At 36.9% G+C, this 16,308-nt stretch carries 14 protein-coding genes and 1 riboswitch; of the genes, 12 read left to right on the top strand and 2 right to left on the bottom strand.

Annotation, left to right across the window (positions count from 1 at the left end; translation table 11 throughout):
• The first annotated feature begins 15 nt into the window (after positions 1–15).
• The 11 genes from BFJ97_RS02150 to glnA all read left to right on the top strand — a co-directional run bounded on the left by BFJ97_RS02150 (position 16) and on the right by glnA (position 13,862).
• Complete coding sequence (locus BFJ97_RS02150) at positions 16–747, top strand: pseudouridine synthase (RefSeq protein WP_068983001.1); 732 nt, start codon at positions 16–18, stop codon at positions 745–747.
• Between the two features lie 339 nt (positions 748–1,086).
• A complete protein-coding gene (gene resA, locus BFJ97_RS02145) occupies positions 1,087–1,620 on the top strand; it encodes a thiol-disulfide oxidoreductase ResA (protein WP_068983000.1) in 534 nt (177 codons plus the stop codon).
• Between the two features lie 12 nt (positions 1,621–1,632).
• Positions 1,633–3,309, top strand: coding sequence for a cytochrome c biogenesis protein ResB (resB, locus tag BFJ97_RS02140; protein WP_068982999.1), 1,677 nt, complete (start codon positions 1,633–1,635; stop codon positions 3,307–3,309).
• The gene (gene ccsB / locus BFJ97_RS02135; protein ID WP_068982998.1) at positions 3,306–4,493 is read left to right on the top strand and encodes a c-type cytochrome biogenesis protein CcsB; all 1,188 of its coding nucleotides are present in this window, start codon (positions 3,306–3,308) and stop codon (positions 4,491–4,493) included. The genes resB and ccsB overlap by 4 nt, the downstream gene beginning before the upstream one ends.
• Before the next feature lie 180 nt (positions 4,494–4,673).
• A complete protein-coding gene (locus tag BFJ97_RS02130) occupies positions 4,674–5,390 on the top strand; it encodes a response regulator transcription factor (RefSeq protein WP_049668637.1) in 717 nt (238 codons plus the stop codon).
• On the top strand, positions 5,383–7,158 hold the full coding sequence (locus BFJ97_RS02125; RefSeq protein ID WP_068982997.1) for an ATP-binding protein: 1,776 nt from the start codon (positions 5,383–5,385) through the stop codon (positions 7,156–7,158). Before BFJ97_RS02130 ends, BFJ97_RS02125 begins: the two co-directional genes overlap by 8 nt.
• 126 nt (positions 7,159–7,284) lie before the next feature.
• Positions 7,285–7,818, top strand: a complete 534-nt coding sequence (gene sigX / locus BFJ97_RS02120; protein ID WP_068982996.1) for an RNA polymerase sigma factor SigX — start codon at positions 7,285–7,287, stop codon at positions 7,816–7,818.
• Positions 7,815–9,128, top strand: coding sequence for an RNA polymerase subunit sigma (locus BFJ97_RS02115; RefSeq protein ID WP_068982995.1), 1,314 nt, complete (start codon positions 7,815–7,817; stop codon positions 9,126–9,128). Before sigX ends, BFJ97_RS02115 begins: the two co-directional genes overlap by 4 nt.
• A 669-nt stretch (positions 9,129–9,797) precedes the next feature.
• A riboswitch (FMN riboswitch) is annotated at positions 9,798–9,991 on the top strand.
• A gap of 222 nt (positions 9,992–10,213) precedes the next feature.
• On the top strand, positions 10,214–10,801 hold the full coding sequence (locus BFJ97_RS02110) for an ECF transporter S component (RefSeq protein WP_068982994.1): 588 nt from the start codon (positions 10,214–10,216) through the stop codon (positions 10,799–10,801).
• A 155-nt stretch (positions 10,802–10,956) separates the two neighbouring features.
• Positions 10,957–12,303 (top strand): sodium-dependent transporter, encoded by a 1,347-nt coding sequence (locus BFJ97_RS02105; protein WP_068983485.1) that lies wholly within the window; start codon positions 10,957–10,959, stop codon positions 12,301–12,303.
• A gap of 224 nt (positions 12,304–12,527) precedes the next feature.
• Positions 12,528–13,862 carry a type I glutamate--ammonia ligase gene (glnA, locus tag BFJ97_RS02100; protein ID WP_068982993.1) on the top strand — a complete coding sequence of 445 codons (1,335 nt, stop codon included), beginning with the start codon at positions 12,528–12,530 and terminating at the stop codon, positions 13,860–13,862.
• 110 nt (positions 13,863–13,972) lie between these two features.
• Here glnA and BFJ97_RS02095 read toward each other — a convergent pair whose 3' ends face one another.
• On the bottom strand, positions 13,973–15,064 hold the full coding sequence (locus BFJ97_RS02095) for a hypothetical protein (protein WP_068982992.1): 1,092 nt from the start codon (positions 15,062–15,064) through the stop codon (positions 13,973–13,975).
• A gap of 292 nt (positions 15,065–15,356) precedes the next feature.
• On the opposite strand from BFJ97_RS02095, the gene BFJ97_RS23380 reads away from it, so the two are divergent.
• Entirely contained in the window at positions 15,357–15,530 is a 174-nt protein-coding gene (locus tag BFJ97_RS23380; protein ID WP_223553004.1) for a sporulation protein Cse60, read from the top strand.
• 356 nt (positions 15,531–15,886) lie between these two features.
• On the opposite strand, the gene BFJ97_RS02090 is transcribed toward BFJ97_RS23380, so the two are convergent.
• Positions 15,887–16,273 (bottom strand): NUDIX hydrolase, encoded by a 387-nt coding sequence (locus tag BFJ97_RS02090; RefSeq protein ID WP_068982991.1) that lies wholly within the window; start codon positions 16,271–16,273, stop codon positions 15,887–15,889.
• Positions 16,274–16,308 lie beyond the last annotated feature (35 nt).

The following is a 16,308-nucleotide window of genomic DNA, read 5'->3' as shown; positions in this document are numbered from 1 at the left end:
ACTAGAGGTGAAAGAATGGAAAGATTACAAAAGGTCATTGCGTATGCAGGAGTTGCGTCAAGACGTAAGGCAGAGCAATTGATTTTAGAAGGTAAAGTAAAGGTAAATGGAGTCGTAGTACGTGAGCTTGGTACAAAGGTTTCCAACTCAGATACGATCGAAGTAGAAGGCGTTAAGCTTGAGAAAGAAGACAAGGTTTATTATTTACTATATAAACCACGTGGAACGATATCGGCTGTAACAGACGACAAAGGACGCAAAACTGTCACAGATTTGTTTAAGCATATTCCACAACGTATTTTCCCAGTGGGCCGTCTTGATTATGATACATCTGGTTTATTGTTGTTGACAAATGATGGCGAATTTTCATATATGCTGACACATCCGAAGTTTAAAATCGACAAAACTTACATTGCTCGTGTCAAAGGTGTTCCAACGATCGAAGGTTTAAAAAAGCTTCAACGCGGGATTAAACTAGAAGATGGCAAAACTGCACCAGCAAAAGTAAGTATGACTTCTTTTGATGAAAAAGCAGGCAAGGCAATCTGTGAAATTACTATTCACGAAGGACGAAATCGTCAAGTGCGTCGCATGTTCGAAGCAATCGGTACTCCTGTTGTGAAACTGAAACGTGAGCGCTTTGCCTTTTTAGATTTATTTGGACTAACACCAGGGGAATATCGTGAATTGACAAAGCATGAAGTGAAACAATTGCGAGTGTTAGCAGAGACAGGACAAATCGGATAACCGGGCATTTACTTATGAAAGTGAAATATTACTATGTGAATAGTAATGTTTTCACTTTCTTTGTGGTGAAATCGTTCATAAATCATTCATAATTATTAGCTAAGCGTTTTTGTTTTATTTTGCTATAATAGGTGAGAATAGTACATCAAGATTATCCTGTTGAAATCGTTTCCATAATTTTGGTGTTTGGCGTATAAGCGAATGACTATTGTAGAATTTGGCAAACATAAATGTTGTAAATTAGACGGTAAAATCTATACATATATCAATGTTTGTATGAAAAGCTTAGCGTCAAATAGAAGTTACTCTAAGCCGTAATTGATAGGGGGGTTTATTAACTTGGAGAAAAAGAAAAAACGTCTCGTAATACGTACCATTATTTTAGCAGTGTTAGTATTAGCAATTGGTTACACGGTATACGGAACAGCGACAAAGGATAAAGTAGAGTTAATAGCAGTAGGCTCTGAAGCACCAGACTTCACGTTAGTAGATTTAAACGGTGAGACACATAAGCTGTCTGATTATAAAGGGCAGGGAGTGTTTTTGAACTTCTGGGGAACGTGGTGTAAGCCATGCGAGAAGGAAATGCCTGCAATAGACCGTCAGTATAAAATCTATAAAGATCAAGGTGTACAAACATTGGCTGTCAATATTGCCCAAACAGATTTTGAAGTACAAAGTTTTGTTGATAGATACGATTTAACGTTCCCAGTTGTTATTGACAAAACAAAAAGCGTTATGACTGCCTATAATGTAGGTCAATTACCTGCAACACTCCTTATTGATCCAGATGGTAAAGTAGTCAAAATTATTACTGGTGAGATGACGGAGGAAAAAATTGCTTCGTATATGGAATTAGTGAAGCCAAAATAAGGAGTAATGACTATGGAAAACATCATTTGTGCGTGTGGTCATAGTAACCCATATGGCACGAAGCTTTGTGAGAAATGTGGTCGTCCTTTAACTGAGGAAGGTAAAGAAACAAAAGTTGTAGATATGCGCTATGATGGTATGGCGATTCGTTCAAAAACGTATAACAAAACATTTATTGATAAAATTTGGAATTTCTTCTCGAGTGTCAAAGTGGGAATTACCCTCATTATTATCACGTTAGTCGCTGCGTCAATTGGAACAATTCTACCGCAAGAAATGTATGTTAATGCTCCAGAAGCTAACAAAGCAGAGTATTATGAGAAAGTGTATGGTTGGTTTGGCAAATTCTACAATAGCTTAGGCCTTTCTGATTTGTACAGTACCGTGTGGTTCCAAGTTTTAGTAGGTATGCTTGCGATCTCTATTATTGTTGCGAGTTTAGACCGTGGTATACCATTGCATAAATCTTTGAAAAATCAACGCGTTAAACGTCATGAAAGTTTCATGAAACGTCAACGGATCATTGCAGAAGGACAAGTGCAAAACCCTGACGCAACACTAGATAAAGTTGAGCAAAAAATGACTCAATTAAAGTATAAGGTTCGTCGCGATGGAAGTGCACTGTTAGCAGAGCGCGGCCGTTTTGCTCGGTATGGTCCATACATAAATCATGTCGGTCTTATTATCTTTTTAGCAGGTGTTATGTTGCGTTTAGTACCTGGTTTTCATGTGGATGAGACGATTTGGATCCGTGAAGGAGAAACACGAGCTATACCAGGTATGGACGGCTATTTTATTAAAAATAATGAATTTACTTTGGAAACCCATGACAATAAGCCACAGGGCGAACAATTGGCTCAAGGTGTAAATGTTATGGCGAAGAACTACCAAACAGACGTTACATTATACAAACAACCTGAGGGTGCTCTTCCGGGGGATTTAGACAATCTTGAGAAAGTGAAGGATTATTCGATTCGTGTTAATCATCCGTTAAAAGAAAATGGTTTTGCGCTGTATCAAATGAATTATCGTCTTAATGAATTAAAGCAGATGAATTTTAATTTGGTGAGTAAAGCAAACGAAGAAGAAGCACTTGGTCAAATTGAAATTGATTTAACGAATCCTAAAAAAGAATATGATTTAGGAAATGGTTCATCAGTTGAAATTCTTGTTTATACACCAGATTTTTCTGGTTTTGAAAATGGAGAACCACAGACAAAAACATCAATACCAAATAATCCAGCATTTTTATTTAGAATGAAAACACCAGAAACTCCAAAAGGTGAAGTAAGTTTTGTAGAAATTATGAAGCCACCGCTTGAACCACTTGGTGAAAACAAATATAGAATGAAATTTGCTGGTGCAGAAACACGTGATTCGTCAAACTTTACAATTCGTAAAGATAGTACAGTACCAATTTTATTTGTAGGTGGTATTATTTTTATGATTGGTGTAGTGATTGGATCGTATTGGAATCACCGACGTTTATGGTTACAGGTGGAGCCAGATGGTCGAGTGTTAATGGCTGCCCATGTGAATAAAAATATGTTCAGTATGAAAAAGGATTTAGATGCCGTTACTTCATTTGCTGAACTGCCGCAATATGAAGATCAATTAGAAAAGCCTGAAGACGCCGAGAAGTCAGAAAAGCGTGGCATTAAGAAAAAGGAAGGTGACAGCACCTTATGAGTTTGATTGATATAAGTGGAAACTTGTTATTTGTAGCCTTTATAGCTTATTTAGTAGCAACATTATTATTTGGTGGTTCGATAAAGCAATCGAATGCTACAGGCAAAAATACTGATAAATGGGGCAAGCTTGCAATTATTGTTACAATTATTGGTTTCCTATCGCAGCTTGGTTATTTTATTACTCGTTGGATTTATACAGGTCATGCACCTGTGAGTAATATGTTTGAATTTACCACTGCGTTCGGGATGTTCATCGTAGGGGCATTCATCCTAATTTATTTTATTTATCGACTAACAGCACTTGGCTTGATAGCGTTACCAGTTGCGTTACTGATTATCGCTTATGCAGCAATGTTCCCAACTGAAGTAAGTCCATTAGTTCCATCATTACAAAGTCACTGGCTAACAATTCACGTTATTACAGCTGCTTTAGGTCAATCGATTTTAGCGATTAGTGCTGTAGCAGGACTAATTTATTTATTAAAAGTAGTTGATTTGAAAAAGCCTTCTAAACAACGTTTTTGGTTAGAAGCAGTAATGTTCTTCCTTGTGGTAGTAATTGGTTTCGTAATTGCTACTTCAATTTTTAGTGGGATGGGCTATGAGTCAAACTATACTTATGTTGATAAAGAAGGCACTGAACGTCAAATTACCTACAATATGCCGCCACTATTTGGGATGAATGAATATAAGGCAGTAGAAGAACATGGCATGTCTCCATTAGTAGAAATGCCAGCGCTCATAAATGCCAAGAAATTAACAACTGTTGTTTGGTCATTATTAGTAGGTTCAATCCTATACCTGTTAATTCGTTTAATTACTCGACGTCGAATTAGTGCGATGTTCCAACCATTTGTCCAAAGAGTAAATTTACATTTAGTAGATGAAATCGGTTACCGTTCAGTGTTAATTGGTTTCCCAGTATTTACGTTAGGAGCCTTAATCTTTGCAATGATTTGGGCACAACAAGCGTGGAGTCGTTTCTGGGGATGGGATCCGAAAGAAGTGTGGGCACTTATTACATGGTTATTCTATGCAGCGTTCCTACATTTACGTTTATCTAAAGGCTGGGAAGGTGAAAAATCTGCATGGTTAGCATTAATTGGTTTCGGAATTATTCTGTTTAACTTAATTGCTGTTAACTTGATTATTGCAGGTTTACACTCATACGCTGCAAGTTAAACTGAGATGAATCCGTTTTAAAAAAACTGATTAATTTGAGCACATATGAGATTTTTTACGTCGCTAGTATTAGAAAGAAAGCCTTCTTGCTGTGGCAAGGAGGCTTTCTTTTCTTTTCAATATGTGTTGTACCATGTACAATAGAGGGTAGAGAAAGATTAGAAGAGAGGGATCGTGAAAGTGTCAGAAAATATTTCAGTATTAGTAGTAGACGACGAGGATCGTATTCGACGCTTATTAAAAATGTATTTAGAGCGAGAAGGGTACCTTGTTGACGAAGCAGAAAATGGTGAACAAGCGATCGAGAAATCTTTAGAAAAAGAGTATCATTGTATTTTACTAGATATTATGATGCCTGAAAAAGACGGGCTTGAAGTATGTGCGGAAATTCGCGAACGAGCAGCAACACCGATTATTTTATTAACTGCGAAAGGCGAGGAAGCGAATCGTGTACAAGGCTTCGAGCTTGGAGCGGATGATTATATTGTAAAACCATTTAGTCCTCGTGAGGTTGTCTTACGTGTGAAGGCTATATTACGTCGTTCACAAGCATTCTCACCTTCGACAAATGCATCTTCTTCAAAAGATTTAGTTGTGTTCCAACATTTAATGATTGATCATGATGCTCATCGTGTAACAGCAGAAGGTATCGAGGTGAATTTAACGCCTAAAGAGTATGAATTACTTTATTTCCTAGCGAAATCGCCAGACAAAGTATTTGACCGTGAACAATTACTAAAAGAAGTTTGGCATTATGATTTCTTTGGCGATTTACGTACAGTTGACACACATGTAAAACGTTTACGCGAAAAGCTCAACCGCGTATCTGAAAACGCTGCAAAGATGATTGTTACTGTATGGGGCGTTGGCTACAAATTTGAGGTTGTCAATGAATAGAATATGGAATAGTGTTGTCGGGAAGCTATGGGTAACCATATTGCTTCTCGTTTCATTTGTATTGTTTGTTTTCACGGTTTTAATGCTCGAGTTTCTTCAAAATTACCATATGCAGCAAGCAGAGAGCTCTTTGCGTCAAATAGCAGCAACCGTAGCAAGTATAGTAGATGATAATGAAACAGCGGAGTCGACTTCTGAATTATTAAAAGAAATTTTACCTGAAAGTACGAATGCGCTTATTGCAATTAACGATGACGCAGTAACGTTTGCTTTGCAGGAAGGTGTAAATAAAAAAGAAATACAAGATACGATATTAGCTAATAAATCTTTCCACGAAATTTTTCAATCCGATGAACCAATCATTGAAGAAATGATGATGCCGTCTTCTACAGACAAGGAAACAATGGAATCATATGTCGTGCTTGGTTTCCCATTAAATGTAGAAAATGCAGTACATGGAGCGGTCTTTATTTATCAAAGTCCAGATGTGCTACATAATACATCGAAAGAAACGACGAAAATTGTCATTTTATCTGCTGTCATTGCCTTTGTCCTTACGACATTCTTTGCCTTTTTCCTATCATCACGAATTACGTCACCATTGCGAAAAATGCGTGAATTGGCGTTTGAAATTGCTAAAGGAAATTTTGAAGCGAAAATGCCTACAACACAAAATGATGAAATCGGCCAGCTTGCTGTTGCTTTTAATCAAATGGGACGACAATTGAAACACAATCTAGAGGTTATCAATCAAGAAAATGAACAGCTATCAAATATTTTGACATCGATGACTGATGCGGTTATTACGTTTAATCGTGATCGTACAATATTATTAAGCAACCCACCCGCAGAGCGTTTAATGCAAAAATGGTTTGTCAATAAAGGCTCCCAAAGTGCTAAACCAATCCCGCCAGAGCTTTATCATATGCTTGATCATGTCCTGATGTTTGAGGATAAGCTTGAAGAAGAAATCGAGATGGATGGAAGTTACTATACGTTTACGATTAGCCCCCTTTATAGTGGTGAATCGATACGTGGAGCCGTGGCAGTTATTCGTGATATGACTGAGCAACATCGTTTAGAAAAACTACGTTCAGACTTTATTGCTAATGTGTCTCATGAGTTACGGACGCCAATTTCGATGCTTCAAGGCTATTCGGAGGCCTTAATGGATGATGATTTTATTCAAGATCAAGAAGAACGAAATGAGATTACCAAAATTATTTATGATGAATCAAAACGTATGGGACGCCTCGTTACAGATTTATTAGATCTTGCACGTATGGAATCCGGTCATATGACTCTTTACAAGGATGAGCTCCCAATTAATTCAACATTTGAACGTATTACTCAAAAATTTGCACAGGTTGCAAAAGAGAAGCATGTACGTCTAATATTTGACAGTGAATTCAAAGACGAAGCTACGATTAATATAGATGAGGATCGGATTGAACAGGTGTTAACGAATTTAATTGATAATGCTCTCCGTCATACTACTGAAGGATCAGTAACAGTTAAGGTTGAGAAAGAGCCGACTTTTTCCAAAATTTCTGTTCAGGATACAGGGCATGGCATCCCACAAGAGGACTTACCATATGTTTTTGAACGTTTCTATAAAGCAGATAAGGCTCGTACACGTTCCAAAGGTGGAACTGGCCTAGGTTTAGCTATTGCTAGAAATATTGTCAAGGCTCATTCAGGCAATATTATGGTAGATAGTGTGCTGAAAGAGGGTACTACCTTCACGTTTTATTTACCATTCGATTAATACATCACTACTAACTTTTTCAGCGGACGCAATTATGCTGAGGCATAATTGATGAAGTGGTATTAATTGGATGTAACTTCTGTGAACATTTAGACGACAAATATAATAGAACGGGGGTGGAGTGCTTTGAATGACTCCGTGTTCCATCGACTATACGATGAATACCATCAAGACGTGTTCCAGTTTCTTATTTATTTAGTAAAAAACCGTACACTTGCTGAGGATTTAGCGCACGAGGTTTATGTTCGTGTATTACGTTCATATGATCAGTTTGCAGGAAATAGCAGCGAAAAGACATGGCTTTTTGCTATTGCTAAAAATGTCGCGATTGATCATTTTAGAAAGCAAGCTGTGCGTCAAAAACATTCACTCGACTTTTTTGATTGGGAAACGGAACAGCTACATTCAACCACACCATCACCGGAAGATATGCTGCAAGCTAGTGATGAATTTATGCAGGTACAAACCGCACTTGAAAACTGTACAGGTGACCAAAAAATGGTCATTATTATGCGCTACTTTCAAGATTTATCGATTGCAGAAACAGCGCAAATACTAGATTGGACAGAAGCAAAGGTAAAAACCACTCAGCATCGTGCCATAAAATTTTTAAGGCAACAGCTACAACAGGTTAGAGAACAGGAGGCGAAACGGCAATGACGCATAATCAATTTGATGATGACCAACTTGAACATGTATTAAATAATGCCCCTAAGCTTTCTGACCGCCGTTCGAAGGAAGAAGTATTAAATAGATTATTGGCAGATACTCGCTTACAGGATAATATCCATCTTCAAAAAGCTATACAACAACCAATGGATGACGAAAAAATATTCAAAGAGCAACAACAAAATAGTCATACGCAACAAGAAAGTACCAAAACCGCTACAATAAAGAAGAACGTTCGTAAATGGCCTATTTTTCTGAGTGGTGCAGCTGTTTTCGCCCTTACAGTACTTGTGGGGTCTATGTACATGAATAATAAAGAGGTAAATATGGATCAAGCTAATGCCCCTGATACTTCTCAATATTCTACAATACAGGATAATCGGGCTGCAAAAAGCTTTGAAAACGATGACGATATTATAGAAACTGACATTGTATCAAAATATTCACGTATGATGTCACTACGGTCATCTGTTTATGAGGAAGATTTAACAAACGCAGTGGTGTTTCGCATTGGTTTGGCAAACCGTGATAAGAAAAGTGTACCAATGACATACATTATTCCGAACGAACGAGTTGCTACTGATTTTGGGAAAAAGAAGCCTACAACATTGCAAATGTATGAAAAGTATGCACCACAAATTGATGAGGAAGAAAAGGGCTTTACTAATTACCACCCGTATAAAGGCGAATTGAAGGAGAAGGACGATAAACTTGTTCATGTATTGCCGAAAGAAAATGACTATGATGTTGCTTCTGCGGATAATAGCGAATACGTTGGAACAGTACAGGATACATTCTCAGACTCAGAGTATAAAGATATTGAGATTGAAATTGAAAATCCAGATGATACAGCTGATGAGCCTCCTCAGAAAGAAGGGGAGCAAAATCAGTCTATCGCATTAACAAGACAAAATCATTCTAATTATTATTTATATAAAGATGAAAATGGGGCTGAGTATTTATCACCTGATTCTAGCAAGACTTATTCTACTGTAACAGAGGCTCTTATCGATATGGGGAATAAAAAAGATGATGGATACGTTCCGGTCGTTCCTGAACAAGTGACATACACTGTGCAAGAGGTAGCTGAAGGTGTTGTCGTTACATTTAATGAGCCACTGGATTTAACAACAATGGATGCCGTTCGCGCAACTCAATTAATTGAAGCGATGATGCTCACTGCTGCAAGCTTTGATCAACAAGTACGTCTAGATAATGTTGTACAGGAGAGCTGGGAGGGATTTGATTTGAAAAATTTCTTACCAAAGCCTGTGGGAGCCAATAAACAATATATGCCATAAATAGCATAACGTTAAACTTAACAAAATAGATGAACAAAAATTTTCAGGAGCATTCTCGCCGCTGTATGTGCAAGAATGCTCCTGTCCATTTATGAACTACTTATTTAAAGCTAGGGATGATACTTGTTAAAAAAAGACCATTTAAATAACATAGTGACTACTCGGAGCAAATCATAGCGTCACAGATGAGACCTAGAGCAAGCCGATAGAAGAATGGAAAGCAACCCTGAGTTATGGTGATGAGCCAGTTTATGAGGCAAAACATACAAGTTTAATCAGGATCTTTTATCTTCTTTCAGTAAATTTTTTTTGTAGCGAAAGCAAAGCGTCGGCTACAGAAGTCTCTCACCTCTATAGGTGGTGAGATGAATGCGGTTTTAAGCAACATTTCAGCGGGTGTACAATATCCGCTGGAATAGAGAAACTCAGTCTAAGAACGCCACGTCCTGTGGCAACGACTGAGTGACCACATCATATTGCCGCTGCCGCTTCGCTTTCGCGCAGATCTTTTGCTGACGCTACGTTGGCACTGCGCTTTCGCACAAAAAACATCTGCAGGCCTAAGCATAAAGCCGATTCCGGGCAATTATGCCGAGGCATAATTGATGAAAAGCTATTTACTTTTCCCTAATAATTCATTATAGTAAAGTTATAAAACAAAAAATATTGATTCATCTTCGGGGCAGGGTGAAAATCCCGACCGGCGGTAATAGAGTTGTAAGTCGCTAATGTTTTTAAGACACATTGGCTCGAATGATTTACTAAAGACTCTTCAGCCCGCGACCTGTGCAAAGTTTTTTTGCATGGCTGACTTGGTGTAATTCCAAGGCCGACAGTTAAAGTCTGGATGGGAGAAGATGGAGGTGCGATCGTCATTCATTGTTATGAATTTAGCTATGTACGAGCGTTTTTTTCGATGTGTCTTCACACAGTGCTTGCTCAAAAATAGCTAATCAATGGCGTTTATTAATCATGCCTATTCTCCCTTATGCTCTTTTGCATAAGGGTTTTTTCGTAATAATAATTGATAAGGTCGTGGCCTTTCTTCTTGCGAGATTGAATCAGCAAAGAGGAGAGAGTTTTCAATGAAGAAAAATTTGAAACTTCAATCGTTTATTACGATTGGTATGCTGAGCAGTATTTCGTTTTTATTAATGCTTTTTAATTTCCCGATTCCGCCATTCCCAGCGTTTTTGGAAGTGGATTTCAGTGATATGCCAGCATTGCTAGCTGCAATCACAATGGGACCGGTAGCCGGTATTTTAGTAGAATTATTTAAAAATGTGTTGGACTGGATTTTCTCAGGTACGCCAACGGGAGTACCGGTAGGGCATATGGCGAACTTTACAACAGGAATTTTATTTATTTTACCAGTGAGCTTTGTTTTTAATCGCTTCAAAACGGTTAAAGGTCTTGTTGGAGGTTTAGCTGCTGGAACAATTATTATGGCAGTAGGAATGAGCCTTCTGAACTATGCAGTATTTTTACCTATGTACACTTACTTTTTAGGTATGGAGCCTGTTGTAGGTGATTCACTATATAAAATGATCGTAGCTGGTATCTTGCCATTTAACATTGTGAAAGGTATTTTAATTACTATCATCATGGCGTTACTATTCACAACAATGCGTAAATGGATTATTAATCAGCGTTCCATGTACTTAACAAAATAATTAGGTGAAACCTCGAGTTGTAAGTTGCTCGAGGTTTTTTATGTGAGAATGTTAAACAAGAATTGAAGTGACGGGTAGAAATTTATCATCTAGTCGGTTTTAGTATTTTAGTGTAAAATAAGGAAGAGTTTAGAATGTTAGAGGAGTTTGAAGAGATGAGTGAACAAAAGAGTCAGTGGTCTAGTAAACTAGGCTTTATTTTAGCGTCGGCAGGAGCTGCAATTGGACTGGGGGCAATTTGGAAGCTTCCGTATGTTACTGGACAAAGTGGTGGGGGAGCGTTTTTCCTTATTTTTGTTTTCTTTACGTTGTTAATTGGTTTACCGATGCTATTATCAGAATACGTTTTAGGTCGTGGAACACAGTCAGAGGCTGTGACTGCATATAAAAAAATTGCACCAACAAAAACAGGCTGGGCATGGGTTGGCCGAATGGGTGTGCTGGGCTGTTTTTTGTTGTTAACTTTTTACAGCGTTGTAGGAGGCTGGATCTTTATATATAGTGGGCTCGGTGTAGCTGGGGCTGTTATTGATCCTGCGAATGATCCTAGTGAATTATTTGGAAAGATTGTAGGAACGCCTTGGATTACATTACTAGGTTTAGGCTTGTTTACGCTGATAAATGTACTTGTCATTTCACTTGGTGTGCAAAATGGTATAGAGAAGGCTAATAAGTGGATGATGCCCTTATTATTTATCATGTTTATAGTGCTTGTTGTGCGAGCGGTAACATTAGATGGGGCAATGGAAGGTGTTAAATTCTTCTTGTGGCCGGATTTTTCCAATATTACTGGCAAGGCTGTATTAGAAGCGTTAGGGCAGTCCTTTTTTGGTTTAGCAGTAGGGTTTTCTTGTCTTGTGACGTACAGTTCATATTTAAAAAAGGATGTGAGTTTGCCTAACTCGGCGGGCTCTGTTGTACTCTTAACTGTGCTTGTATCGTTTTTAGCAGGATTAGCGATTTTCCCTGTTGTGTTTGCTTTTGATTTAGAGCCTGCAGCTGGACCAGGTTTGCTATTTATGGTTCTGCCAACAGCGTTTAGTCAAATGCCATTTGGTGAAATATTCTTAGCGATGTTTTTATTATTATTTTTATTTGCAACGCTAACATCTTCCTTCAGTTTATATGAAATTATCGTAGCCGCATTTATTGAAAAGGGTCGTATGTCTCGTTCTGCATTGGCGATGTTGTTAGGTGTAGTAGTCTTTATTGCTGCAATCCCAGCAGCGCTTTCATCGAGTACATTAGCAGATGTATCGATCTTTGGGAAAACAATTTTTGATGCAACAGACTTTTTAGTATCAAATTTAATGCTTCCGTTAGGCAATTTGTTGATCGCTATCTTTATTGCCTATGTAGTGGACAAAGAATTTGTGAAGAAGGAACTGTTGATAGGTAGTCAAATGGGACAGGGGTTCTATTCAATATATCGTCTATTGATGTTAATCGTAGTACCTGTTGTGATTATTGTTGTGTTAGTCAATATGCTTTTACAATATTAAAGAGAGTAGGTTGTATTTCATTTAACTGGAATACAACCTACTTTTTTAATTGAGAATCAACGAGTGTCCTTGCATCCTATCCATCTCAAAATAAGATTACTATATTCGAAAAAATAGATGTAAGGAAAAATTACATGTCTATTGCGTTTTCTGTCCTTTTAATGTATTTTTAAAACAGTTACAAAGAAATGATGTTAATAAATATTACATTGGAGTGGTGGAAAATGAAACATTATACAAAAGAAGATATTGTACGTCGAGTGAAGGAAGAAAATGTGAAATTTATTCGCCTACAATTTACGGATATATTAGGAACGATTAAAAATGTTGAAATACCAGTTAGCCAATTAGAAAAAGCATTGGATAATAAAGTGATGTTTGATGGTTCATCTATTGAAGGCTTTGTGCGAATTGAAGAATCAGATATGTACTTACGTCCCGACTTTAGCACCTTCGTGATTTTTCCTTGGACTGCTGAAAAGGGGAAAGTGGCACGCTTTATTTGTGATATTGCTAGACCAGATGGTACACCATTTGAAGGTGATCCCCGCTCAAATCTTAAACGAATTTTAAAGGAGATGGAGGAGCTAGGTTTTACTTCATTTAATTTAGGACCTGAGCCAGAGTTTTTCTTATTTAAGTTAGATGAAAAAGGACACCCAACACTTGAGCTAAACGATAGTGGAGGATACTTCGATTTAGCTCCGACAGACCTAGGTGAGAACTGTCGTCGTGATATCGTATTAGAGCTAGAAGAAATGGGTTTTGAAATCGAAGCCTCTCATCATGAGGTTGCCCCTGGTCAGCATGAGATTGACTTTAAGTATGCAAGTGCTATCGAAGCATGTGATAATATTCAAACGTTTAAACTTGTTGTAAAAACAATCGCTGCACAGCATGGACTGCATGCAACCTTTATGCCAAAGCCATTATTTGGCGTCAATGGTTCCGGAATGCATTTCAACTTATCCTTATTTGAAGGGAATAAAAATGCGTTTTATGATGAAAATGCAGAATTACAATTGAGCCAAACAGCCCGTAGTTTTATGGCAGGAATTATAGAACATGTACATGGTTTTACAGCAATTACAAACCCACTCGTTAATTCCTATAAACGCTTAGTGCCTGGTTATGAGGCCCCTTGCTATGTAGCATGGTCTGCTCAAAACCGTTCGCCACTTATTCGGATTCCAGCCGCACGAGGGCTTTCAACACGTGTCGAGCTTCGTTCTGTCGATCCAGCAGCAAACCCATATTTAGCGATGGCCGTTATTTTAGCATCTGGGCTCGATGGAATTCGCAAAGATCTAACCCCTCCAGACGCTGTAGATCGAAATATTTATAAAATGACACGAGATGAGCGAGAATTAAATGGCATTGACAGTCTCCCGGCATCATTGGAATATGCACTCATCGAACTAGAAATGGATCCTATTGTACGTGAAGCACTTGGAGATCATATCTTTGAGAAATTTACAGCTGCTAAAGAAATAGAATGGAATAAATACCGTACACGTGTCCACGATTGGGAGCGGGAAGAATATTTGAAAATGTATTAGAAGGGAGTGTTGGGGCTTTAGTGCTCCAACGCTTTTTTGATCTAAAATGCGAGGGATTGAGTGTCAAAGAAGAAGGCTATCCCAATTTTTCATAGATAGGGATAGCCATTTTAGTTAGGTAGTTCACTTTGGATAATTAATTTGGATTTTTCATTTGGGAGTTCTTGGTCATAGATATAAATATCATTTTCAGCTGAAAATCTAAAAAAATAACGTGTTTCTAACAAACCATCCTCAACTAATAGATGATCCTGTATCTTAAATTTTTTATAGTATCCATTTTCATTGAAATATAAAAATACTTCATTATTAAAGTCAGTGTTAAGTTCACTTACCGAATCAATATCCGAAACAACTTCTTGCGAATGATTGGTCGCAGCGTCATAAAAAATTAGCTTACCATCACCAGTTGAAGGTTCAGATGGGTCGTCAAATGTTAGATAAACCCATTGTTGATCATTCAGAAGCCTTGTCCAACCAATAAATTCATAAGAACTCTTAAATTCTTTTATTTCTTTACTTTTCACATCATACAAATAGATATATCCAAAATGATCTTTTTTATCAGTAAATAATAATTTTCCATCCTTTGCAGACAAAGATGTAAAGCTATTTAAATTAAATATACTTGTTGTTTCGCCTGTTTTGAGATTCTTAAGCATAACTTCCGCTTTTTCACTTTTTCTGTCCATTTTAATCCATGCTGCGTAGTCCCCAATTAGTACAGGAAAATCATTAAAAACATTTTCTTCATTTTCTTTCGTCAATGGGTGAATTTCTTGTGTCTTTAAATTCATAAAATATGGATTTAGCTGCCACCCACTTTCATCGGCATCTACCCACAATAACCAATTATCATTTAATTCTACCCCTTGAACTGATGGCATATCGAATTTGCTATTAAATATTGTTTTGTATTTCTGAGTCTTACGATTGTATTGAACAATTTTATTATCAAGAGAAGGGCTCTTTTGATCTACGCTCATATAAATATAGTCAGCATTACCCCTATATGAGTGAATATTAGTAAAAGGTACGTCTACGGTTTTATTAAAATCTTTATCGATTATTTGATAATAATTTGAACTTTGGGGTTTAATCAAAGATCTATTTCCCTGTACACCATAATAAACGGCTTTAAAACCAATAAATAAGAATATAGCTACACATGATAGTATTATTGTTCTCTCAATTATTTTCATTTGATCTCTCCGTTTAGATTGATTAAAAGAAGATTTCTCTGTTTGCATTTTAAGTGGGAAACGTTCCATGTTCATTGATTATATTTTACCATATAAACGGTACATTACCTATTTTTAGGTTTTGGCTGTGGGTGACACTTGTTGTACGTAATTAGGGATGATATGAACTACTTTAATTAAAATGGAGTATGATGTTTTAACACTTTTTATGAGTCAGGCTTACTACGAAAGTATCTTGTTGTGACAAATACTTCCTCTTAATCTATGATTAGAAGAAAAGGGGGAATATATAATGCAGGCGACTCAAGTAGTAACCATCCAAAATAATGATATTGTGCAATTTGAAAACGATATTAATAACGCTCTTTTAGATTTAAGTGATCATTTAATAATAGACATAAAATATAATACGCTATACATTGGGGAACAAACTGTAATTCATTCAGCTTTAATTATTTATAAATAGTGAGTGGGAATTTTCTGTAGTGTACTCAAAAGTGGATGGTGTAGCTTGTTAAAAATTTATTTGTTAATAATTTCCGAAAGGGTTGACAAGCGAGATGTAGGGCAAAGTAATTGAAAAGATATTTCCCAGGCAATCTGAGCTAAGGGATTTTCTAGAAAAATGACTATTATAGGTCCACAAAAAATCAATATATTAAATTCGATGATGAATCGATATACGATGCGGTGATTGAGAAAATAAAAATCAAATGAACATTGTTATGGGAAAATACCCGCATGAAGAAGCAAATCTATTAATCATATGTGCTTCTACTTATAGTTAATTCTAAGTCATGTTCACTTGAGCATGACTTATTTTTATAAAAATAATGATAAAAGAAATTGCCTGTCTTCAGGGAAAGTAAGTGTTAAATCCATTAATTCGTCTTTTGATTTCCACGCAATTTCATAAATCAATTCATCAGGATCATGGATCGTCATTTGTCCGCCAGTAATGATTGTTTCAAAATAACGAACTTCTACTTCGTCATTATGTTTATGTAATACTTCTCTGACGATGTCTACTACAAATCCAGTTTCTTCATAAACTTCGCGTTTACAACATGACTCAAAATTCTCAGTAGCTTCTTTTCCACCTGATGGTATGGCCCAAGTTTTAGCTTCTTCTTTAGTACCTTGCAAAACCATTAATAATAGATTGTCTTTATTTAAGCAAATACCTGCAGCTCCTTGCCATTTAACCAATATTAAAACTTCCGATCTAATTCTGTCTTTTAATT

Source organism: Lysinibacillus xylanilyticus, assembly GCF_001708185.1.
Lineage (GTDB): Bacteria > Bacillota > Bacilli > Bacillales_A > Planococcaceae > Lysinibacillus > Lysinibacillus xylanilyticus_A.
Note: the sequence above shows the minus strand (reverse complement) of the source record. Positions and strands in the feature narration are given on the sequence as shown.